Raw genomic sequence first — 19,966 nt, 5'->3', positions numbered from 1 at the left:
CCGGTCAGGAATGGCTGGCCGTGTTGTAGAGATTCTTGGCATCGTCGCCGAAGTACGGGCCGAACATGTGCGTCGGCAGGACGTTGTATTTGAAAGAGTTGACGGAGTTCTGAATACCGGTGCCGGTGGACTCGTTGAACTTGAGGAACCACGGGCCGCCGCTGGAACCTCCGGTCATGTCGCAGAGCAGGCCCTGATCCTTCGACGTCAGAGGGTCATCGATCGTGGTGCCGCTGCAGTAGATCAGCTTTGTGCCGTCATAGAGGGTCTCGGCCGGATAGCCGAAGTCGTACATCTGCTGGCCGCGCTTCTGGTTGAACGCGATGCCCTGGCCGCCGACGACATCGGTCAGCCTCCTGCCCTTGAGCCGGTTCACGACGGCGGCGCCCACGTCGTAGTCGAGGTCTTCGTCGGCCTTCCACTGCGGCGTGGTCAGGGTCCGCGTGGCCGTCCACTTGCCGTACGGCGCCTTGCCATCGTGGTATCCCGGTACGAACACCCAGTTCTTGTGCCATTTGCCGTCGAGCTTCACGCAGTGCCCGGCGGTGATGACCGTGCTCTTGTTGGCGCTGGTCACCGCGTCGCCCGAGCAGGACGCGGCGCTCCCCTGGTAGGTGAAGAACACCCGGCCGACGGTGTGGGTGACCTTCCCGCCGCCGCTCCAGGCGCCGCCGGGGTTCACGGCCGAGGCGGGAGTGATCTGGGAGAGCCCTCGCCGTACCGCCGCCCGCAGTGACCCGGCACTCTTGGAAATGGTGTCGAGCGGGGTCGCCTGCCGCATCCGTTCCGGCGTCCAGAAGCGCTCGACGCGCAGTTGGTCGGCGGTGGTCGCCGCCTGTCTTTCGGAGATCGGTCCGGGGGCGGCATTCGCGGCGAGGGGCACCGCGAGAATCGCGCCGCTGATGAGGGAGATCGCCATGGCCTGTGCGGATCGCTGCATCGCCGTCGCACCCTTCCACGGCCGGAAAGGGGGTTCCGGCCGCATCAAAAGACCTTGCGATGAAACGTAACTGTCCGTGTAGAAAGGTGGCCAGTGGCACATGTTGCCAAGGGCCCCGATGACATTCGGTAAGCCTCGGCGTACGCGCTGCGAGCGAGACGATCTAGGGGCTGTCGAGCCGGGGCACCCCCGGTTCCAGCATGGGGACGAGAAATCGCCGGGCCAGTGCGGCCAGTTGCTCGTCGTCGTCGAGGTCGATGATGTGGCTGGGGATCGCCAGGAGCGAGCCGGAGATCCGGACCATCATCTCGGCCACGAACTCGGTGTCCAGGTCGCTCGACACGTTGCCCGCGCGCTGCTCGCGGCGGAGCTGGCCGGCGACGAACCGCCGTACGGTGGCGAGGGTCCGCCCCCCGTCGCCGGTCAGGGAGGGCAGGAGCAGGTCCGGTTCCGTGGCGATCAGGCCGCCGATCAGCGGGTTGTGCCGGATGGTGCGCAGCGAGCCGACGAAACCCAGCACCACCCGGTCAGCGGCGGTCTCGGCCCGTTCGATGTCGATCAGGAACTGATCGAAGTACCGGCGGAACTCCCGCCGCACCACCTGCTCCACCAGGGCGTCCTTCGTGGCGAACCGCCGGTAGACCGTGATCCGCGAGACCCCGGCCTGCCGGGCCACGTCCTCCATCGTGGACCGCTGGATGCCCATCCGGCAGAACTGCGCATAGGCCGCATCGAGCACGCGCGAACGGGTCTCGTCCACATCGTCGGCACCTTCGACGGCCTCGACGTACACGCTTTCCAGCAACGAGCCCGAATCCGAATCTGAATCCGAGTCCGGGGACGTCATGAGGAAGGACAGCACAGGTTCCACGATCTCCTCCCGAGACCACCGATTCTGCCCGAGTCATCCGCATCCGTCACGGCGGGTCTTGTGACGAATGCCCTCGTGTGCTCTCATGAAAGTAAGCAATGATATGGAGATACGTTCTCTGTTTCAGCGTATCAGTAGTCGCTCTCGGCCTCCCGAGGAGGGACCGGCATGGAACAACCCAGCAGACGCCACATGCTCATGGCAGGCGGGGTGCTCGGCGCGCTCGGGGCACTGAGCGTCGCGACGCCCGCGCGGGCCAGGCCCCTGTGGACGTGGTCGCCCAAGGGATCGGTCGTGGGCGCCGGGCAGGGCGCCGACCCGCGATGGGTGTGGGACGAGGAGGCCGACCCGCTGGTCGCCTCGCTGATCGACGACGGCGAGGTCCCCAACGTCAACAAGCTGCTGAAGACCTGGACCAAGAACGGCCAGGCATTACCGGCCGGGCTGCCGGACGACCTGAGGCAGTTCATCGAGGAGGCCCGCCGGCTGCCGTCCTGGGCCGACCAGTCGAAACTCGCCACCGCATTCACGTTCAACCAGAAACGGGGCACCTACCTCGGCGTCTGCTACGGCTTCGTCAGCGGGATGATGAGCACGGCCATTCCCCACGAGGCGCGTGCGGTCTATTACTCCAAGGGCGGCGCGGACATGAAGGACCGCATCACCAAGACCGCCAAACTCGGCTACGACATCGGCACCAGGAACGCCTTCATGCCCGACGGCGAGATGATCGTCACCTGCATCAAGACGCGGCTGGCCCACGCGGGTGTGCGCCACCTGCTGCCCCAGTCGTCGTACTGGACCAAGGTCGCCGACGAGGAGATCCCGATCAGCCAGGCGGACATGATGGTCACCTGGCACAGCCTGCCCACATCGGTGATGAGGCAGCTGACCAAGTGGAAGGTGCCGATCTCCGACGACGAGTCCGCGGCGTACCTGCACTCCTGGCAGTTGACCGCGCACATGCTCGGCATCCTGGACGAGTACATCCCCAACTCGTGGGACGAGGCCGACTCCCAGGCCGCGCAGGTCCTCGACCCCATCCTGGCCCCCACCCCCGAGGGCATCAAGCTGGCCGACATCCTGCTCAACCTCGGCGTCACCATCGACGGCGGCATCCTCACCACGCACATCCTCGGCGCGCTCACCCGCTACATGCTCGGCGACCGGATCGCCGACTGGCTGAGGATCCCGCGCGAACCGGTGTGGGACCCGGCCTTCGCGACGCTCTGGCCGATCTTCGTCGCCGTCAAGGAAGGTCTGCTCAAGATCACGGACGCTCCTCCGGCTCTGCTGGAGTTCTACTGGGCCTTCGACGAGATCATTCGGCTGGGGACCCTGCTCTTCCTGTCCGGAGGCAACTTCCCGATCAGCATCCAGATCCCCACCACCAACAACCCGAACTACTGACCCGGACCGCCCGATCGCGCGCCGGTGCGCGCGCACCGGCGCCGTGACGGCCGTCAGGAGTCGGCGATGCCGCTGAGCAGTGCCGCGGCGCGGGCGATCACCGCGCGGTCCTCGGCACTGAGGGCGCGTAGCCGTTCGTCGAGCCACGCGTTGCGCTGCGCCCGGGCCGCGCCGGCGAGTTCGTCGCCTTCCGCGGTGGCGGTGAAGAGTACTTTGCGGCGGTCATCCGGGTCGCGGGTGCGTACGGCGTAGCCGGCCGAGGTCAGGCGGTTCACGATCTGGCTCATGGAGGCGGGAGAGACCCGGTCGTGCTCGCTGAGTTCGGTGAGGGTCTGCGGCCCGTGCTTGTGGAGGCGGGTGAGCACGGCCAGGGCCGCGTCTCCGAGGCCGCCTTCGGGGCGCTCGCTGCGAAAGCGCCGGTAGAGGCGCCCGACGGCGGAGCGCAACTGCCCACCGAGGTCGGGCTCCTCGGTCTCCGCGGGCCGCCGACCGGTTGCATGCTTGTGCATGGGTGCTTAGTATACCTAACCAGTTTCTTTCGTATACCTAAGCAATGGGCGCGGGTTCTGCGCTCACGTGGCGAGCCGGAGAAGTGATGCGCGAATGCGGGAACGTGCCGGTAGGTGTCACGTGGGCGTACTTCCGGCCGCGAGACAACGGGACGCGGATCGACCGGTGGGGCTACGACATCTTCGCGACCGGCCTGAGCGCGATTCTCGTCGCGGTCACGTACGGGACCCGGTCGGCCCCGGCGGTGATCGCGGAGCTCTTCGCACGACGTACCGGTCGTTCGCCGTCTCCGCGGTTCTCGGCGTGGTCGTCTCCCTCATGCGCGGCAGCGAGCCGCCGGCCGAAACCGAGGCGGCCACGCCCGCGGGTCGGGCGGACATCATCGACGAGCTTGAGCCGCAGCCGGGCGACCATCTGATCACGAAACGGCGCCGCAGCGCCTTCCACGACACCGGCCTCGACACCCTGCCGCGCGACCTCGGCGTCACCCAGACCGTACTCGCCGGCGTCTCCACCGGCTCCGGCGTCACGTCGTCCTCGCCACGGACGCGATGGCCGACCCCGACCCCGATTCCCACCGGCACAGCCCCGAGCGCGTCTTCCCCAGGCTCGGCGAGACCGCCACCAGCGCCGAGGTCATCGGCTTTCTCGACCGCGCCGCCCGCCGGCCGTAGCCCAGGGCCGGATTCACCGTGAGAAGGAGTTGAGGTCATGCCCGCGAATCCCCTCGGCGTCGCACTGCGCAACCGGCGCGCCGGCCACCACACCCTCGTCTGGGCCCGCCCCGACCTGCAGGCCCCGGAGAACTTCACCCTGACCAGCCCCGCCTTCGACCACGGGGCGCCCATACCGGAAAAGCACCGCGGCAGGCTGTTCGGCGCGAACATCTCCCCCGCGCTCGACTGGACGCGGCCGCCGGCCGGCACCGTTGAGCTCGTGCTCATCGTGCAAGATCCCGACGTCCCCCGCAGGAAGCCGGCCACCCACGCGCTCACGCTGGGCATCGGCCCTTCGCTGAACGGCATCCCGGAGAACGCCCTCGCCGACCCCAGCCCGATCCCGGGCATCCGGCACGGGAAAGGCGCGCTCGGCCACCGCGGCTGGGCCGGCCCCATGCCGATCCGATCACACGGACCCCACGCCTATGTCTTCCAGCTCTTCGCCCTCGACCGGGCCCCCGGGCTGCCCGCCGGCTTCGCCCTCGATGAGGTGATCAGCGCCATCGCGGGCCACGCCATCGGCCGCGCCCGGCTGGACGGAACGTACGAGCTCCGCTAGCGGCGGTGCGTCATCTCCACTCGCCGTACGGCCGGACAATGCCAGGCCGGTCGAGGGCGAGGTCACCTGCACGGTCGGCGCGGCCTGCTCGAACCGGCCCGGCGCCTCAGATCGGGGCGGGCGCCAGGGACGCCGGTGTCCCTCCGCGCCACACGCGCTGAACGGAGAGGGTGTCGCCGATGGTGACGGTCGGGTCGCCGGCGACCAGCGTGAGGTCGGCTCGGAGCCCGGGCCTGATCCGGCCACGGTCATCAAGGCCGAACCGACGCGCCGGAACGGAGGTCGCCGCCCGCAGTGCCTCCATCGGCGTGAGGCCTCCCCTCACCAGGAGCCGGAGTTCGCCGTGGAGGCTGGCGCCGTGGGCCATTCCCGGCGCGCCGAGGTGTGCGGCATCCGTACCCGCGAGAATGTCGACGCCGGCTCGCCGCAGCGCCGCGAGCGTCTCAAGCGCATAGCCGAAGTTCTCGTGTGGGCTGGTCGCCATCGCGCCGGACAGGTTGTCGAGCCACGCCGGCGTCAGCTTCGGGGGAACCCGCGGATCCTTGGCGAGTTCGTCGCCGGCGGGCTCGCCGGTGATCGACGCGATCACCGACAGCGTGGGGATCACGAAGATGCCGGCAGCGGCGATCTTCTCGATCAGCTCGTCGGTGTGAGGCCGATCGAAGAAGAGATGAGTGAGTCCGTCGACCCCGGCGTCGACGACCTGATCGGCCGCCTCGACGGTCATCGCGTGCGCCAGGACCATCGTGTCGCGGGCGTGGCCCTCACGAACGGCCGCCGTGACCAGCTCGGGTGCGAGGCCGGGCAGGGACGAGCCGAACACGTGGCCCTCCTCCACCAGCACCTTGAGGTAGGCGGCGCCCTCGGCGATCCTGGCCTCGACGAACGCCGGGATCTCGTCCACGCGCGTGGCCGTCGGCCACGGTGGGTCCCCCTCCCCCTTCCGGAGCTGATGCGGGTGCCCATCCGCAGGGGTGAGCCCGATGGATGGGGAGCGTACGTCGGCGAGGTCACTCGACTCGGCGACCCGGCGGCGCAGCGGGATCATCCGCTCCGGGATCGAGAGCATGTCGAGCTCGGTCGTGATCCCGAACGTCAGGGCCTGCCGGAGCGACTCCGCGTCGGTGTGCGTGTGAGCGTCGACCAGGCCGGGCAGCAACGTGGCACCGGTGCCATCGATCAGCTCGGCTCCCCCGGGACGTCCGCCCGCGACGCTCACGATCCTGCCGTCCGCGACTTCGACGTCGACGACCCCGAGCAGGCCCTCACCGTCGAAGACGCGCGCGCCGGTGATGACGAAGTGATTCACGGCCGACTCCCATCGCGGTCACTGATCGTTACCACGAAACCGTAGGTGACCTCGGTCGAGCCGCCAAGAAGGCACCTTCCCGACAGCTGGTGAGGTCCAGGTGACCAGGCACGACGACCGGTCGCGAGTCGTCCGGTGAACCGGGGTGCGGCGGGTTGCGTATGCAAGAGAGTGGCCACCTTTCAATGTGCGGTCTCAGGGCCGAAGGCGACTGATGACCGTGGGTGAACTCCCGCCTGCCACGACCTCGCCGGGCGCCCCCGAGGACCGCCGCCGGTGGCCCTTCGCCGAGCGCTCGCCCCGCGATCCGAAATGGACGATGGAAGGAGAAACGATCGTGTCTGCTGAACAGCACCGCGGTACGGCCGACGACCTGGCGCCGGACACCGACTCCCTCGCGGAGGAGAGAGACGAGACGCCCGGCGGCGGCACGGCGGGCCGTGAGCCGTCGCCCGTTCGGCCGATGACGAGGCGGCCGGTCCTCGCGGCCGCGGCGGTCGGCGGTGTGGCCCTGGTGGCCGGTGCGGTCCTGTTGACCGGGACCGGATCGCATCGCGACCCGGCGAGCCGGACCGCGTCGGCGTCCGGCGACGGGCGGTCGTCGACGAACGTCGAGTCCGTGTCCTCCTCCGACGACCTCAAGCACCTGTACACCGGTCCCGGCCCGGAACTCGTCGGGCCGGAGAAGCCGGACGGGTCCGGACCGGGGGCCGTCGTGGTACTGGCCCCGCACTACTTCTCCTTCGGAGGATACGAAGACCGGTATCCGGGCGAGGTGAAGACGCACAGCCTCGCCCTCTCCATGGACCAGGCGGGCATCCTCTCGCTCGTCGGCGAGCGCGGCCCGATGTGGAGCACCCGTACGCGCGCCCCCGGAGGCCACACCGCGTTCCAGCGCGACGGCAACCTGGTGGTCTACGACCGCGACGACAACCCGGTCTGGGCGTCCGGAACGTACGGTCATCCCGGGGCGAGGCTGGTCCTCCAGTCCGACAAGAACCTGGTGATCTATGCCAGGGACGGCCATCCGCTCTGGGCGACCGGCACCGACAACTGGCATCCGCCGAAACTCCCCGTTTTCTAACCGCCCAGACCCGGACGCGCTACGACGGGTCAGCCGCGGGCGAGGCGCCGGTGGGTGAGGCGGTGCGGGCGAGCGGCCTCGGGGCCGAGTCGTTCGAGCTTGTTCCGTTCGTAGTCGGCGAAGTTGCCCTCGAACCAGAACCAGGTGGCGTTGCCCTCCCAGGCGAGGATGTGGGTGGCGATGCGGTCGAGGAACCAGCGGTCGTGGGCGGTGATCACGGCGCTGCCGGGGAAGCCGAGCAACGCGGCCTCCAGAGATGAGAGGGTCTCCACGTCGAGGTCGTTGGTCGGCTCGTCCAGCAGGAGCAGGTTGCCGCCCTGTTCGAGGGTCAGGGCGAGGTTGAGCCGGTTGCGCTCGCCGCCGGACAGCACGCCGACGGGCTTTTGCTGGTCTGTTCCCTTGAAGCCGAAGCCGGCGACGTACGCGCGTGAGGGCATCTCGACGTCCCCGAGCCGGAGGTGGTCGCGGCCGCCGGAGATCATCTCCCACACCGTCCTGTCGCCCTGGAGGCCGGCGCGGTTCTGGTCGACATAGGAGATCTTCACGGTCTCGCCGACCCGCAGTACGCCCGAGTCGGGCTGTTCGACGCCGACGATCATGCGCATGAGCGTGGTCTTGCCGACCCCGTTGGGGCCCACGATCCCGACGATGCCGCCGCGTGGCAGCGACAGCGACAGATCCTCGAACAGCAACCGGTCGCCGTAGGCCTTGTGAAGGTGCTCGGCCTCCAGCACCACGCCGCCCAGCCGCGGGCCCGGCGGGATCTGGATCTCCGCGAAGTCGAGCCCACGCCGCTCGGCGACCTCGGCGGCCCGTTCCTCGTACCGTCGCAGCCGCGCCCTGGACCTGCCCTGGCGGCCCCGGGGACCGGAACGGACCCAGGCCAGCTCCTCGGCCAGGCGTTTGCGCCGCTTGGCGTCCTTGAGACCCTCGACCTTCAACCGGGCCGCCTTGGCCTCCAGGTAGGTGGAGTAATTGCCCTCGTACGGGTAGGCGTGACCCCGGTCGATCTCCAGAATCCACTGGGCGACGTTGTCGAGGAAGTACCGGTCGTGCGTGACGGCGACGACCGTGCCGCCGTAGGCGGCCAGATGATGTTCCAGCCACGCCACCGACTCGGCATCGAGGTGATTGGTCGGCTCATCGAGCAGCAACAGGTCCGGCTGCGACAGCAGAACCCCGCACAACGCGACGCGGCGCCGCTCACCACCGGACAACTCCCGTACCGGAGTGTCCGGGGGCGGGCAGCGCAACGCGTCCATCGCCTGATCCAGACGAGAGCCCAGGTCCCAGGCACCGGCGTGGTCGAGGGCGTCCTGCAGAGCACCGAGTTCGTCCAGCAGCGGCTCTATCCGGTCGCCACCGGCCTCATCGAGACGAGCGGTGACCTCCTCATAGCGGCGCAGGGTCGAGCGGACTCCGGCGACCCCCTCCTCGACGTTGCCCAGGACGGTCGCGGTCTCGTCCAGACGCGGCTCCTGCTCCAGGATGCCCACACTGATGCCCGGGCCCGGAGACGCCTCACCCTCCGCAGGCCGATCGAGTCCGGCCATGACCCGCAACAGCGTGGACTTGCCCATGCCGTTCGGCCCCACCACACCGATCTTGGCCCCGGGCACGAACGTGAGCGTCACACCGTCGAGGATCACCCGGGCACCCCGCACCATCCGCGCATCGCGCATCGTGAACGCATGCATCCTGTGCTCCCCACGGTGTCGTAGAGGCCATCAGCACCGGATGTGCGGGCGAAGGCGAGCCTCATCGCCTACCACCATTGTGCGTCGGGCCGCCGCCCCGGGTCGTACCCGGGTCGGCGCACCGGGGGCCGGGCGCTGGACTCGGCTCCAAAGGGACGTAGCAGGCGAGCCCGCGCCGGAGCAGGGCCGGCGGACGGCGGAACAGGGGTCAGGGCCGCAGGCCGAAAGGCAGCTCAGGATGGTGGGCCGCGATCTCCAGCAGCCGGTTGTACTTGGCGGCGCGTTCGCCGCGGGCCGGCGCGCCGGTCTTGATCTGTCCGCAGCCGGAGCCGACGGCCAGGTCGGCGATGAAGGAGTCCTCGGTCTCCCCGGAGCGGTGGGAGACCATCGCGCCGTAGCCGGCCTGGCGGCAGACGGCCATGGCGTGCAGGGTCTCGGTGACGGTGCCGATCTGGTTGAGCTTGATCAGGGACGCGTTGGCGATGCCGTCCTCGATGGCGTGGGCGATGACGGTGGGGTTGGTGACGAAGTTGTCGTCGCCGACCAGTTGCACCCGCTCGCCCAGCTGTTCGGTGAGCCGGACCCATCCGTCGTGGTCGTCCTCGCCCAGGCCGTCCTCGATGCTCCACACGGGGAAGTCCTCGACGATCCGCCGGTAGCGGGCGATCAGGTCGTCGCTGGTCAGCTTCTCGCCGCCCACGTGGTAGGTGCCGCCCGGCTGCCGGAACTCGCTCGCGGCCGGGTCCAGGGCGATGGCGACGCCGTCCCGGCCGGGCGTGTACCCGGCGTCCTCGATCGCCGCGACGAGCAGGGTCAGGGCCTCCTCGGGCCGGGTCAGGTCCGGCGCGAAGCCGCCCTCGTCGCCGAGCCCGGTGCTGTGCCCGCCCTCGCTCAGCCGCCGGCGCAGCGCGGCGTAGACCTCGGCGCCGGCACGTACGGCCTCGGCCAGGTCGGGTGCCCCGAGCGGGGCGATCATGAACTCCTGGAAGTCGAGCGGGTTGGTCGCGTGCGCGCCGCCGTTGAGGACGTTGAAGTGCGGCACGGGCAGCAGAGGAGAGACGCCGTCGGGGCCGAGGTACCGCCACAGCGGGACGTCCCGCTGGGCGGCGGCGGCCCGGGCGACGGCCATCGACACACCGATGAGGGCGTTGGCACCGAGCCGGGACTTGTTCGGCGTGCCGTCCAGGTCGATCAGCGCCTGGTCGAGGGCGGCCTGGTCGGCGAAGCTCCGGCCGCACACCGCGCCGGCGATCTCGCCGTTGACGTGGCCGACGGCCGTACGCACCCCCTGGCCGCCGTACCGGGCCGGATCGCCGTCCCTCAGTTCGACGGCCTCGCCGGAACCCGTGGAGGCTCCCGACGGCACGCCGGCGCGAGCGACGGCTCCCCCGGCGAGCTCCACGGTGACGGAGAGCGTCGGGCGTGCGCGGGAGTCGAGGATCTCGATGGCGCGCAGCATGGTGATGTCAATCGACACGATCGGCCTTTCGGTGAGCGGCCTCGTACGAGCATGACCGGGACCGGCGCGGGCCACACGCCCGCGGCGGCGCGGACGGCCCGGTGGCCTGGCGCGGGTTCAGCAGTCGGGCGGGCATGGTCCTCCTACCGTTGAAGGTAGGGACCGTTGGCGGCGATCGCCGCGGATGACGGCGAGCCCCTCCGCCGTACGACGCCTCCCAGAGTAGACGTAGCCACATCCGCGGAAGAAGACACCCCGCCGCGACCGATGGCACGGGGGTCGGATCGCCTCGTCGGGACGGCGGCGGGGCAGAATGGAGGGTGTCTGTGGGCGATGGGGCTCGCCGCGACCGCACGGTGACGGATCATCGTGCTGATGGCTCCTGACCTGGTACCCGAACGGCTGTTGCGGGAGGTCACCATGGTGGAGATAACGGTCGCGGTGGAGGCGACGGCCGGATCGCCGTTCGCCCCCGACGACGGGCCCGGCGCGTACGGGTCGCCTGGGGGTTACCCGATCGGGAACGGCTGTGTGACGGACAGCCTGGCCGAGGACGGCATGCCCGTTGACGTCGTGCTGCTGATGGAGGAACCGGCGTTGCCCCGGCAGGCCGTTCGCGCCCGGCCGGTCGCCCTCCTCCACGCGGTCGTGGACGGGCGGCCGCGCGAGGAGGTGGTGTGCGTGCCGGCCGGCGACGAGAACTTCGCCTCTCTCACCGATCTGCCCCAGCTGGCCGACTGGCACGCCGACGAGCTCGCCCTGGCCGCGGTGCTGCGGCGTCTCCGCGCGGGACACCACTGCCAGGTCACCGGGTGCGAAGGGCGCCGGAGCGCCGAGACCCTCCTGGCACGGGCCCATCACTCCTACGAGCGCCTCACCGGCTCCCTGGAATGAGCGGTGACCTTCGGGGCCGCCGCGGAGGTCAGGCGCGACCCCAGGTCGCTCAGGACGGCCGCCCTCTCGTCCAGCTCCCGCCGTCGGGTCCGCGCCTGTGTGTCCTCGGTCGCCGCGGTGGCGGCGCCCAGCGCTGACACCAGGCGATCGACCGTGGTGGCATAGCGGTGATCGATCGCGCGAACGAGTGCGCGGGTGGCCTCCGCCAATCGGTATTGCAGGTCCGCCCGGGCGCGGCCGACCTGCTTGGGCACCAGTTCGGCCGTCTCGCGCAGGAGGTGCTCGCGTGCCCGCCGGCGGCCGAGTTCGCCGGGCAGGTGGCGGCGGATCGCGCCCGCCAGCAGTTCGGTCTGCCCCGCGTTGTCGGTGAAGACGTAGAAGAAGCGGGGATCTTCGATCAGCCGTCCCTCCTCCGCGGGCACCGCGAGGTCGAGATCGAGGAGTTCGGCCGCGTCATCGCGGACCACGGCGAGCTCACGGTCCAGCATGGCGACGAGCCGGGCGTCCAGGTCGGACAGGCCCTCCTCCAGGCTCCGCCGCCGCTGGTCCCGCCACGTCTCCACGGCGGTGCGGGTCAGGTCGACGACGTGGTCGCGTCCCTCGCGCTCGACCTCATCGGGTTTGGACAGCTCGCCGACGGCGGTGGCGATCCGGTTCGTTATCCGCGACGTCAGCCCGCGCGCCGCCTTGTCGGCCTGATCGTTCAGTGCGGCCAGCAGCCGCCGGCTCTCCGCCTCGACCAGGTCGACCGCGTCCCGCCGCCGCGCGGCGACGACGTCCAGCCGTTCCCGGAACGTCTCCAGCCGACGTGCCGCCTCGCCGCCGCGCATGTCGAGAACACGCCGTTGCAGACTGACCTCGTCGGTCAGCCGATCGATGAGGCGCTGCGCCTGCCGGGCCACCGACTCCTCCAGGTCGCCGGCGCGACCACCGGAGAGGTAGTCCGTGAAGTCCCTCGCGAAGGCCGCGAACCCGGGATCGCCGGTGCCGGCTCGTGCGCAGACCGGCCGGACGGCGATGTCCCGCCCGACGGCCCGGCTCGTGTGCTCGGCCGCGAAGGCGAGTGCCTCCTCCCGCTCCGCGCCGCTCAGCCGATCCGCCTTGTTCAACAGGATGAAGGTCGTCACCGAGCTCTCGGCGACGCGCTCCAGCAGCGCGCGCTCGGCGGCCGACAGCGGCGGGTCGGCGGTCAGCACGAACACCGCGGCGTCCATCGTCTCCAGGACGCGTTCGGCCTCCGCGGTGTTGTGCTCGTAGACCGACCCGGTGCCGGGCGTGTCGACGATCTCCACGCCGTGGTTCAGCAGACCGGCGTCGAGGTCGACCGTCACGCTCGCGAGCCTCAGGCGGTTACCGGGGTTGCCGCGCTCGGTGACCAGGTCCGCGAGCTCGTCCAGACCGCGCTCTTCCGTACGCCCGTCGGCGTACCGGGCGATGACCCGCTCCCGCCTTCCGTGGCGCACCACCGTGGCCATGGCGGTCACCGGCGTCACCCCGGTCGGCAGCACGGCGCGGCCCACCAGCGCGTTGACGACCGTACTCTTGCCCCGCTTGGCCTCGCCCGCGACGAGCACGCGGATCCGGTCCGCGGCCAGCCGTTCACGCAGACCGTCGATGCGCTCGCGATCGCCCGGATCCGCCAGCTCGGCGAGTCCGTCGAGAACGCCGAACAGGACCGCTCGGCGATCCATCGCGTCCATCACGGTCTCCTTTCGCCGGCGATGGGCGGCCGTCCTGCCGCCGCTACCACGTGGCCTCGCGGTGCTCGGCGTTCCCGTTCCGGTGCGCGGCGTCACAGGACAGGCAGCGGACGCGCCGCGCAGGCGGGCTGACCGGCACGGTCATCAGCGCCATACCGCCGAGCACCTTCTGGGTGAGGGTGTGCTCCCGGACCTTCGCGTGGTCACCGCACACGGCGGCCCCGCAGCCCGTGCACACCGCGACCGCGGCGACCTGGAGACGGAACTCGGTCGCACAGTCCAGACAGTTCACGGTCATACCTCCCTGGATTCCTGGGACACCGGCAGCCGAACGGGAGTCAGACGTGGTCTCTGCATGAAAAAACGGCCTCCTACCCGATCAGGTAGGGACCGTTGGCGGTATGACCGCGGTTCGTCGGCGAGCCCCTCCGCCGCAATTGATCATAGTTTAACCTGCCATGTCGCCTCCGGCCCAGTGCTCGCCCCGGCGAGCCACCGGACGCGGCGGATGGCGGAGACCCGTGGCCGCAGGACGGCTTACGGCCACGGGCTGGATTCACAGACGATCACTGCTTACCCTGATGTCACGGCGGAGGGGCCCGCCGCCAACCGCGGAAAGACCCGCCAACGGTCCCTGAGACCAGCACGCGACGCTTTCCGCGGAGGGCCCGTCATGCAACCCTGCCAGTGCGCCGCCGAACTCGACGCCGCCGACACACCCCTGCCGACCCGGCTCCGGCACCTGTACGTCTGCGCCGGACTGTCGACGTACCAGATCGGCGAGATCGTCGGCATCGACCGGCAACGTGTCACGCGGATGCTTCGTCACGCCGGCGTGGCGGTACGGCCGCGCGGAGCCGTCCGCGAGCGCCCGCGACGCCGCGCACCCGACCCGCCGGATCTGCCCGCCATGCTGGAGAAGCTGTACGTACGCGGGCGCCTGACGAGCCGGCAGATCGCCCGGCTCGTCGGTGTGCCCGAGCGCCGCATCCGTGAGCGGCTGCGGCAGCTGGGGATACCGACGCGAACACGGGGGCGCTGCAACCGGGAGGACCGCACCGTCCTGGACGGCGAGCGCCTGACGCACCTGTACGTCTTCGACGAGATGTCCGCCGACCAGGTCGCTCGTGCCTTCGGCGTCTCCCGCAGCGTCGTCCTGCGCAACGCGCACGAGCTGGGCCTTCCGATCCGGGTCGCCGGTCCGCCGCGGGACGGGACGGCGGGCCGGCAGATCGAGCTGATCCACGCCCTCTACGACGACTCCCTGGTACGCCGCGCGCTGGAGCGCCACGGCATCCCCCAGGTGCCGGCCGGGGGCCCGATCTGGCAGCGGTTCCCCGCTCCCGTCCCGCTGAGTGAGGAACTGCTGCGCGATCTGTACGTCGTCTGCGGAGTCGGGTCACAGCACATCGAACTGCTGACCGGCCAGCCGTCGGAGACCGTACGGCGCATCATGTCCGACCGCGGCATCGCGTTGCGACCGCCGGGGGGCCGGTCGCCGTTCATGCGCCGATGGCTCGCCGCCGAAGCCGGCGCCGCCCGCCCCGCCGCCGATACCGCGCTCAGCGTTCCAGAAGCGTCTCGAGGCGCCCGCTCGGCAGTTGCAGTGCCGCGAGCACCGCGGACAGGTCGTCGCGCTCGGCCCCGGTGATCGCCTCACCGCGGGCGTGCAGGCCGGTGAGGAGGTCATCGAGGGATTCTTCCCAGCGCCCCTCGGCGGCAGCGTTGTTGATCCTCTCCAGCGCGTGCCGCGGCAGCCGGTCGGCGAACCGGCCCGGCAGCGCGCGCATCGCCGCGGCGATCCTTCGCTGCTCCTCACGCGTCCTGGCGGCATCCGGCGCGGGACCGCCGCGGCTCGTGGAGCCGCTGGTGATCCCCAAGAACGCCAGTGCCTCGTTCACCACACTCACTTCATCTCCCGGAAGGTCGCGGTCAGGCCGAGCGGGTCGGCCGCCTGTCGTGGGCCCGGAGGCCGCGGTTCGTTCAGGTCCGGCGCGTGAGGCACCCGGCGTTCCCGTCGGCCGTCATCGCCACAGGTCGTCCTCGCTCAGGCCGAGGTAGGCCCGGCCGTCGACGATGGTGGGGACCCGGCGCCAGCTCGTGGCCTCCCGGCCGACGGGCTCGTGGCGAAGCGCCCATGCCTGTTTGAGCGTGTCCTCGTTCAGTTCCCACGCGCTCTGGCGGAGCCGGGTCAGCAGCCGCCGCCCGAACCGCTCGGCACCGCGGGCACCGGTGAGCCGCTCGCCGTGCCGCAGGCACAGGCCATGGCCGCCCTCCAACGCCGCCTGTACGTGCCGGTCGTCGGCGCAGGCCCGGATGAGGGCGAGACAGCGGTCGGCGGCCGAGGCGGCGGACCGGCACACACGGCAGGTACGGTCACCGTCCAGGTTCGCGACCGCGCGCCGGTACCGGTCGGTGACGTCGTCGTGCGCTGGACGGCGCCTCCGGCGTTGGCCGGACAGCGGTCGCGCGGACGCCGCGACCTCTTCCACCTGTGCCTGGACGGCCGCGCGGCGGGCACGCGCCGCGCGGGACTCCTCACCCGCGCGCTGGACGAGGTCGTGCAGATGGCGCGGGCAAAGCCGAAGGTCGCGCTCGCCGGGTTCGTCCTCGGCGACCAGCCAGGTCAGGTAGGTGTTCTCCGCTCGGCCGATCTGCCGGCAGCAGGGGCACGAACCGGCGTTCAGATCGTCGGCGAGCCGTTGTGCGGGCGGCCGATCTGCCGGTTCATGATGGTCGGCGACCAGCGGGTACAACCGGGACCGGGGTACGGCATCGGGGTCGATGCCCGCGACGGTGGTGACGGCGTCCTGGTCCAGCTCCGCCCGTACGACGTCGGCGGCGACCGCGGCCTGGGCCGGGCTCAGCCTGGACAGCAGGGATCGCAGGTGCGGGTGGCACAGGCCATGCCGCTCTTTCAGCACTTCACCGACGTGAGGGTCCGCCAGCATGGCGATGAGCGTGTCGGCGGCGGCCCGCGAGCGGGCGTCCGCGCCGGCGCACAGCGGGCACGGCGACAGGGCGGGCGCCCTGCCCGTGGCGATGAGCCGCTCGACGCGATCGATGGCGGCGCGCAGGACGAACTCCCACGGCCGGCGAAGGACGGCGGGCTTGTCGAGCGCGACCAGCCGTCGGGTGTGAGCCGGGCAGAAGCCCGACGAGCTCCCGAGCGCGGTCAACGTCCCCGGATCGCTGTGATGCTCGATCTCGAACCAGCGCAGCCAGGTCTCGGCCGCGTCATCGCGCTCCCGGCACAGGGCACAGCCGTCCGCGCCCAGCAGGCGCCCGGCATCGATGGTGCTCTCGTTCCCAGAACCGCGTCGCTGGATCACCGACCGAACCATGGCTGCCGCCTCCGTACTCGAAGCAGGAGCCATCAGCGGCCTGTGCCGCGGTTTCGGTGAGCCCCATCACCGGTCGGATGGTTATCTGCCCAACCGCGGACGCGGCATGCACGGTCCGATGGAAGTGATCAGCAGTCCACGGCGTTCGCGGAGACCGCGTCTCCTGCCGGCCGCGGGTCACCGTCGCGATCCCCCGGCGTCGCGAGCCCGATCGAAGGCCGCGTTGATCTCCCGGTCGGCGGCGTCCCGTCCTTGCCAGCCACGTGTGTCGGAATCCTTGCCGGGCTCCAGTTCCTTGTAGATGTCGAAGAAATGACCGATCTCCGCGCACACGAAGGCCGGAACGTCGCCCAGGTCCCGCACGCCGGCGTACCGCGGGTCGTGCGCGGGGACGGTGAGGATCTTGGCGTCGGGTCCGTGTTCGTCGTGCATCCAGAACACCCCGACCGGACGCGCGGCGACGCTGCATCCGGGGAAGGTGGGTTCTTCCAGCAGCACCATGGCATCCAGTGGGTCGCCGTCTTCAGCGAGGGTCCCGGGGACGTAGCCGTAGTCGGTCGGATACTGCGTGGCCGTGAAGAGCATGCGGTCCAGGCGGATCCGGCCGAGCCGGTGATCCATCTCGTACTTGTTCCGCGAGCCTTTCGGGATCTCGATGACGACCTCGAGTTCCATGACGCCTCCTTGTCCGGTCCGGGCGACGAACCTCGCCGCTGCGGGCCGAGGCGGCGTCGCAGGCACGGGGCCGTTCACCTCAACCTTGCCGCACGTCGTCTCGCGCGGCCTCTTCGGCCGGCGACACGCAGTCGAGGATCTCATCACGCAGATCGCGCAGCCGCTCACCCGGCAGCCCCAGGACAAGGGAGGAACCATGGTGGGTGTCGGCCCATCGCCGCATTCGGCAGCCGCTGAGGGCCGCCTCGTGGAGGACGAACTGATGGCACAGCAGGACGGTGTCCAGTTCGCCGCGGAATCGAAGCAGCGGACCCATCAGCGGCAGCGCTGCCAGCTCGCCCCGCAGACGGTAGTAGCGGGCGAGCAGCCGCCCGCACTCGCGTGCCGAGGCGCCCGGATCCGGTCCGAGGCAGCCGGCGATGGCGCGCTCGGCGGCCGTCTGCAGGCGAACCCCGCGATGGGCGATCGCCAGCAGATCCGCCTGCGGGTGGCCGCCCGTACCCGGCGTATCCATGACCGCTCCTCCTTCGACAACGTCTTCGAGGAGAGGCCATCAGCGGAACCGCGATTTCGGCGAGCCTCATCGCCCACCGCTCCGTGAATCACCGGGCGGTATCACCACTCTACGTCTTCGGCCGCATGTCACTCTGGCACCTCGCCCAGGTCGCCGAATACACTGATCGCGGCGATGAGGCTCGCCATAACCGCGCCGGACGGACGCTGATGGCCTCTACCTCTTTTTCAGGGTGGAGGCCTGTCATGCACGACCAGAACGGTTTCGGCGCCGACTCCGACGTCACGCTGGTACGCCTGCGGTGCTCGGTGATCGTCTTCCGCGATGAGAGCGTCCTGCTGCTCCATCGCACCCGAAACGGTGGCGACTGGGTGCTGCCCGGAGGATGCCCTCGCCGCGGTGAGGGCATGGCCGCCTGCGCCCGTCGTGAGGTCCTCGAAGAGACCGGGCTGCGCGCCGAGGTCAACCGGGTCGCCTTCGCGCTGGAGACCATCGCCCCCGAGGGCGCCGAACGCACCCTCGAGATCGTCTTCTGGGCCGCCGAGGCGTCGACCTCGACGGTGGTGACCGAGACCGAACCCGGCCTGAAACCCGCCTTCGTCCCGCTGGACGCGCTTCCCGACCTCGACCTGCGGCCGCCGATCGCCGGCCACCTGCGGGGGCTACGAGCACGCCTCCCCTCGACCGCACCGTACCTGGGCAATCTGTGGCGGCCCCGCAACGAACCCGCCCCGCACATGTAGCGCTCCTTCCGGGCTCCCACACCCGGGCCAGAGGCCCGCGGACCTGCCGCCGACGACCGCGGACACGCCGCCAACGGTCCCGATCCGAATCGGGGTAGGAGGCCGCCATGCACCCGAACGCTCCCCGCCGTCATGGTCGCGGACGCGGCCGACGGCCGCGGCGGGCCATACCGGCCGTGGCGGGCGCGGTGGACCGGTGACGGGCGGACGAGCGCCGGACACGCACCGGACGAAGGCGCCGGGGGCGTCCGCCGCCCTGAAGTTCGTGCTCATGGTCGGCGTCATGAGCTTCTTCGCCGACTTCGCCTACGAAGGCTCCCGCAGCATCATCGGGCAGTACCTGAAACTGCTGGGTGCGGGGGCATTCGCGATCAGCGCCGTCACGGGGTTCGGCGAGCTCGCCGGCTACGGCCTCCGCCTGATCTCCGGCCGCCTCGCCGATCGGACCCAGCGCTATTGGCCGGTGACCATCAGTGGCTACGTGCTGCAGATGTCGGTGGTGCCGCTGCTGGCACTCGCCGGGAGCTGGCAGGTGGCCGCCCTGCTGATCGTTCTCGAACGGGTCGGAAAGGCGACCCGGAATCCGCCACGCGACGCGATGCTCTCGCACGCGGCCAAGGACCTGGGCTACGGCTGGGCGTTCGGCGTGCACGAGGCCCTCGACCAGTTCGGCGCGATGTTCGGCCCCCTGGCGGTCGCGCTGGTGCTGACCCTCGGCCGGCACGACTACACGATCGCGTTCGCCGCGCTGGCGATCCCGGCCGCGATCACGCTGTCGCTGGTCGTCGCGGCCCGCCTGTTCTATCCCCGGCCGCAGGATCTGGAGGCGGGCCCCGCTCAGGTCGGCACCGGTGGCCTGCCGCGCGTCTTCTGGATCTATCTGGCCGCCGGCGCGCTCGTGGCCGCCGGGTTCGCCGACTTCCCCCTGATCGCCTACCACTTCCAGCGGGCGGGGACGGTGTCGGCCGGCCTCACGCCGCTGTTCTACGCGGTGGCCATGGCCGTCAGCGGGGTCGGCTCGCTGATCCTCGGGCGCCGGTACGACCGTGTCGGGATCGGCATCCTGCTCCCGTTGACGATCGTCACCGCGTCATTCGCACCGCTGGTGTTCCTCGGAGGCTTCTGGGCCGCCCTCGCCGGTGTCTCGCTGTGGGGTCTGGGAATGGGCGTGCACGAGTCGATCATCCCGGCGGCCGTCGCCCCGATGGTCTCCTCGAACCGGCGGGCCTCGGCGTACGGGCTGTTCACCGGCGTGTACGGGACGGCGTGGTTCGTCGGCAGCCTCGTGATCGGAGCGCTGTTCACCCTCTCGCTGTGGGCGGCGGTGGCGTTCTGCGTCGCCACCGAGCTCGCCGCGATCCCGCTGATCCTGACCGTACGGGCCGGTGCTCGCTCGCGGAGGCTCAGGTGATGTGGAGCTGCACGCCGACGGCGGCGACGATCACACCGCCCGCGGCCAGCCCGGCGGCCCAGCGCACGCGGTTCCCGCCCACCACCGCGCCCAGGACGGCCGCCAGCAGCGCCAGCGCGCCGAACGA

At 70.7% G+C, this 19,966-nt stretch carries 21 protein-coding genes, 1 pseudogene and 5 riboswitches; of the genes and pseudogenes, 9 read left to right on the top strand and 13 right to left on the bottom strand.

The genetic code is table 11. The features are described 5' to 3' along the window. Positions 1–4 precede the first annotated feature (4 nt). Positions 5–940, bottom strand: a complete 936-nt coding sequence (locus ACFFNX_RS06995) for a trypsin-like serine peptidase (protein ID WP_378197004.1) — start codon at positions 938–940, stop codon at positions 5–7. A 163-nt stretch (positions 941–1,103) separates the two neighbouring features. Beyond that, entirely contained in the window at positions 1,104–1,811 is a 708-nt protein-coding gene (locus ACFFNX_RS06990) for a TetR/AcrR family transcriptional regulator (RefSeq protein WP_378197002.1), read from the bottom strand. Positions 1,812–1,979: 168 nt separating this feature from the next. On the opposite strand from ACFFNX_RS06990, the gene ACFFNX_RS06985 reads away from it, so the two are divergent. After that, complete coding sequence (locus ACFFNX_RS06985) at positions 1,980–3,221, top strand: oxygenase MpaB family protein (protein ID WP_378196999.1); 1,242 nt, start codon at positions 1,980–1,982, stop codon at positions 3,219–3,221. Between the two features lie 53 nt (positions 3,222–3,274). On the opposite strand, the gene ACFFNX_RS06980 is transcribed toward ACFFNX_RS06985, so the two are convergent. After that, positions 3,275–3,730 (bottom strand): MarR family winged helix-turn-helix transcriptional regulator, encoded by a 456-nt coding sequence (locus tag ACFFNX_RS06980; protein WP_378196997.1) that lies wholly within the window; start codon positions 3,728–3,730, stop codon positions 3,275–3,277. A 172-nt stretch (positions 3,731–3,902) separates the two neighbouring features. Next, the gene (locus tag ACFFNX_RS06975) at positions 3,903–4,145 is read right to left on the bottom strand and encodes a hypothetical protein (protein ID WP_378197026.1); all 243 of its coding nucleotides are present in this window, start codon (positions 4,143–4,145) and stop codon (positions 3,903–3,905) included. On the opposite strand from ACFFNX_RS06975, the pseudogene ACFFNX_RS06970 reads away from it, so the two are divergent. From ACFFNX_RS06970 to ACFFNX_RS06960, 3 genes and pseudogenes are all read left to right on the top strand, one after another. Further along, positions 4,110–4,205: pseudogene (locus ACFFNX_RS06970) on the top strand (hypothetical protein); the annotation flags it as partial. The gene ACFFNX_RS06975 and the pseudogene ACFFNX_RS06970 overlap by 36 nt on opposite strands. 77 nt (positions 4,206–4,282) lie before the next feature. Then, on the top strand, positions 4,283–4,405 hold the full coding sequence (locus ACFFNX_RS06965) for a hypothetical protein (protein WP_378197023.1): 123 nt from the start codon (positions 4,283–4,285) through the stop codon (positions 4,403–4,405). A 37-nt stretch (positions 4,406–4,442) separates the two neighbouring features. Then, the gene (locus ACFFNX_RS06960) at positions 4,443–5,009 is read left to right on the top strand and encodes a YbhB/YbcL family Raf kinase inhibitor-like protein (protein ID WP_378196994.1); all 567 of its coding nucleotides are present in this window, start codon (positions 4,443–4,445) and stop codon (positions 5,007–5,009) included. 106 nt (positions 5,010–5,115) lie between these two features. Here ACFFNX_RS06960 and ACFFNX_RS06955 read toward each other — a convergent pair whose 3' ends face one another. Next, entirely contained in the window at positions 5,116–6,318 is a 1,203-nt protein-coding gene (locus tag ACFFNX_RS06955; RefSeq protein ID WP_378196991.1) for an amidohydrolase family protein, read from the bottom strand. A gap of 337 nt (positions 6,319–6,655) precedes the next feature. On the opposite strand from ACFFNX_RS06955, the gene ACFFNX_RS06950 reads away from it, so the two are divergent. Further along, positions 6,656–7,402, top strand: a complete 747-nt coding sequence (locus ACFFNX_RS06950; protein ID WP_378196989.1) for a hypothetical protein — start codon at positions 6,656–6,658, stop codon at positions 7,400–7,402. Between the two features lie 29 nt (positions 7,403–7,431). Here ACFFNX_RS06950 and ettA read toward each other — a convergent pair whose 3' ends face one another. Continuing rightward, positions 7,432–9,099, bottom strand: coding sequence for an energy-dependent translational throttle protein EttA (ettA, locus tag ACFFNX_RS06945; RefSeq protein ID WP_378196986.1), 1,668 nt, complete (start codon positions 9,097–9,099; stop codon positions 7,432–7,434). 14 nt (positions 9,100–9,113) lie between these two features. After that, positions 9,114–9,177, bottom strand: a riboswitch (Fluoride riboswitch). Between the two features lie 130 nt (positions 9,178–9,307). After that, the gene (gene eno / locus ACFFNX_RS06940) at positions 9,308–10,576 is read right to left on the bottom strand and encodes a phosphopyruvate hydratase (protein ID WP_378196983.1); all 1,269 of its coding nucleotides are present in this window, start codon (positions 10,574–10,576) and stop codon (positions 9,308–9,310) included. Positions 10,577–10,878: 302 nt separating this feature from the next. Continuing rightward, positions 10,879–10,950, top strand: a riboswitch (Fluoride riboswitch). Between eno and ACFFNX_RS06935 the strand changes: the two genes are divergently transcribed. Then, positions 10,934–11,452 (top strand): inorganic diphosphatase, encoded by a 519-nt coding sequence (locus ACFFNX_RS06935; protein ID WP_378196980.1) that lies wholly within the window; start codon positions 10,934–10,936, stop codon positions 11,450–11,452. Its footprint overlaps the riboswitch before it by 17 nt. Here ACFFNX_RS06935 and ACFFNX_RS06930 read toward each other — a convergent pair. Together ACFFNX_RS06930 and ACFFNX_RS06925 are read right to left on the bottom strand one after the other, a co-directional pair. Next, entirely contained in the window at positions 11,422–13,152 is a 1,731-nt protein-coding gene (locus ACFFNX_RS06930; protein ID WP_378196977.1) for a dynamin family protein, read from the bottom strand. The genes ACFFNX_RS06935 and ACFFNX_RS06930 overlap by 31 nt on opposite strands. A gap of 43 nt (positions 13,153–13,195) precedes the next feature. Then, complete coding sequence (locus ACFFNX_RS06925) at positions 13,196–13,444, bottom strand: DUF2180 family protein (RefSeq protein WP_378196974.1); 249 nt, start codon at positions 13,442–13,444, stop codon at positions 13,196–13,198. A gap of 381 nt (positions 13,445–13,825) precedes the next feature. Here ACFFNX_RS06925 and ACFFNX_RS06920 point away from each other — a divergent pair, with 381 nt between their 5' ends. Further along, the gene (locus tag ACFFNX_RS06920) at positions 13,826–14,803 is read left to right on the top strand and encodes a hypothetical protein (protein WP_378196971.1); all 978 of its coding nucleotides are present in this window, start codon (positions 13,826–13,828) and stop codon (positions 14,801–14,803) included. On the opposite strand, the gene ACFFNX_RS06915 is transcribed toward ACFFNX_RS06920, so the two are convergent. From ACFFNX_RS06915 to ACFFNX_RS06900, 4 genes are all read right to left on the bottom strand, one after another. Next, positions 14,715–15,062, bottom strand: coding sequence for a hypothetical protein (locus tag ACFFNX_RS06915; protein ID WP_378196969.1), 348 nt, complete (start codon positions 15,060–15,062; stop codon positions 14,715–14,717). The two genes, ACFFNX_RS06920 and ACFFNX_RS06915, sit on opposite strands and share 89 nt — an antisense overlap. Positions 15,063–15,176: 114 nt before the next feature. Continuing rightward, positions 15,177–16,484: a hypothetical protein gene (locus tag ACFFNX_RS06910; RefSeq protein WP_378196966.1), complete on the bottom strand. Its 1,308-nt coding sequence runs from the start codon at positions 16,482–16,484 to the stop codon at positions 15,177–15,179. A gap of 28 nt (positions 16,485–16,512) precedes the next feature. Next, positions 16,513–16,576, bottom strand: a riboswitch (Fluoride riboswitch). Between the two features lie 97 nt (positions 16,577–16,673). Beyond that, the gene (locus ACFFNX_RS06905) at positions 16,674–17,171 is read right to left on the bottom strand and encodes an inorganic diphosphatase (protein ID WP_378196963.1); all 498 of its coding nucleotides are present in this window, start codon (positions 17,169–17,171) and stop codon (positions 16,674–16,676) included. 79 nt (positions 17,172–17,250) lie between these two features. Further along, a complete protein-coding gene (locus ACFFNX_RS06900) occupies positions 17,251–17,685 on the bottom strand; it encodes a hypothetical protein (RefSeq protein ID WP_378196960.1) in 435 nt (144 codons plus the stop codon). Positions 17,686–17,708: 23 nt separating this feature from the next. Beyond that, positions 17,709–17,768, bottom strand: a riboswitch (Fluoride riboswitch). Between the two features lie 78 nt (positions 17,769–17,846). Beyond that, positions 17,847–17,911: riboswitch (Fluoride riboswitch) on the top strand. A gap of 19 nt (positions 17,912–17,930) precedes the next feature. Here ACFFNX_RS06900 and ACFFNX_RS06895 point away from each other — a divergent pair. Together ACFFNX_RS06895 and ACFFNX_RS06890 are read left to right on the top strand one after the other, a co-directional pair. Next, the gene (locus tag ACFFNX_RS06895; protein ID WP_378196957.1) at positions 17,931–18,428 is read left to right on the top strand and encodes an NUDIX domain-containing protein; all 498 of its coding nucleotides are present in this window, start codon (positions 17,931–17,933) and stop codon (positions 18,426–18,428) included. A gap of 196 nt (positions 18,429–18,624) precedes the next feature. Then, positions 18,625–19,839, top strand: a complete 1,215-nt coding sequence (locus ACFFNX_RS06890; RefSeq protein ID WP_378196954.1) for an MFS transporter — start codon at positions 18,625–18,627, stop codon at positions 19,837–19,839. The last annotated feature ends 127 nt before the right edge of the window (positions 19,840–19,966 follow it).

Source organism: Actinoallomurus acaciae, assembly GCF_042429965.1.
GTDB classification, from domain to species: Bacteria; Actinomycetota; Actinomycetes; order Streptosporangiales; family Streptosporangiaceae; genus Actinoallomurus; species Actinoallomurus acaciae.
This window is presented reverse-complemented; position numbering and strand designations above follow the sequence as displayed.

What these genes read in the sequence shown, in the direction of transcription:
- ACFFNX_RS06995 (WP_378197004.1), bottom strand. Translation starts at nt 940, where the DNA reads ATGCAGCGATCCGCACAGGCCATGGCGATCTCCCTCATCAGCGGCGCG.
- ACFFNX_RS06985 (WP_378196999.1), top strand. Translation starts at nt 1,980, where the DNA reads ATGGAACAACCCAGCAGACGCCACATGCTCATGGCAGGCGGGGTGCTC.
- ACFFNX_RS06980 (WP_378196997.1), bottom strand. Translation starts at nt 3,730, where the DNA reads ATGCACAAGCATGCAACCGGTCGGCGGCCCGCGGAGACCGAGGAGCCC.
- ACFFNX_RS06975 (WP_378197026.1), bottom strand. Translation starts at nt 4,145, where the DNA reads ATGGTCGCCCGGCTGCGGCTCAAGCTCGTCGATGATGTCCGCCCGACC.
- ACFFNX_RS06965 (WP_378197023.1), top strand. Translation starts at nt 4,283, where the DNA reads ATGGCCGACCCCGACCCCGATTCCCACCGGCACAGCCCCGAGCGCGTC.
- ACFFNX_RS06960 (WP_378196994.1), top strand. Translation starts at nt 4,443, where the DNA reads ATGCCCGCGAATCCCCTCGGCGTCGCACTGCGCAACCGGCGCGCCGGC.
- ettA (WP_378196986.1), bottom strand. Translation starts at nt 9,099, where the DNA reads ATGCATGCGTTCACGATGCGCGATGCGCGGATGGTGCGGGGTGCCCGG.
- ACFFNX_RS06935 (WP_378196980.1), top strand. Translation starts at nt 10,934, where the DNA reads ATGGCTCCTGACCTGGTACCCGAACGGCTGTTGCGGGAGGTCACCATG.
- ACFFNX_RS06930 (WP_378196977.1), bottom strand. Translation starts at nt 13,152, where the DNA reads ATGGACGCGATGGATCGCCGAGCGGTCCTGTTCGGCGTTCTCGACGGA.
- ACFFNX_RS06920 (WP_378196971.1), top strand. Translation starts at nt 13,826, where the DNA reads ATGCAACCCTGCCAGTGCGCCGCCGAACTCGACGCCGCCGACACACCC.
- ACFFNX_RS06905 (WP_378196963.1), bottom strand. Translation starts at nt 17,171, where the DNA reads ATGGAACTCGAGGTCGTCATCGAGATCCCGAAAGGCTCGCGGAACAAG.
- ACFFNX_RS06900 (WP_378196960.1), bottom strand. Translation starts at nt 17,685, where the DNA reads ATGGATACGCCGGGTACGGGCGGCCACCCGCAGGCGGATCTGCTGGCG.
- ACFFNX_RS06895 (WP_378196957.1), top strand. Translation starts at nt 17,931, where the DNA reads ATGCACGACCAGAACGGTTTCGGCGCCGACTCCGACGTCACGCTGGTA.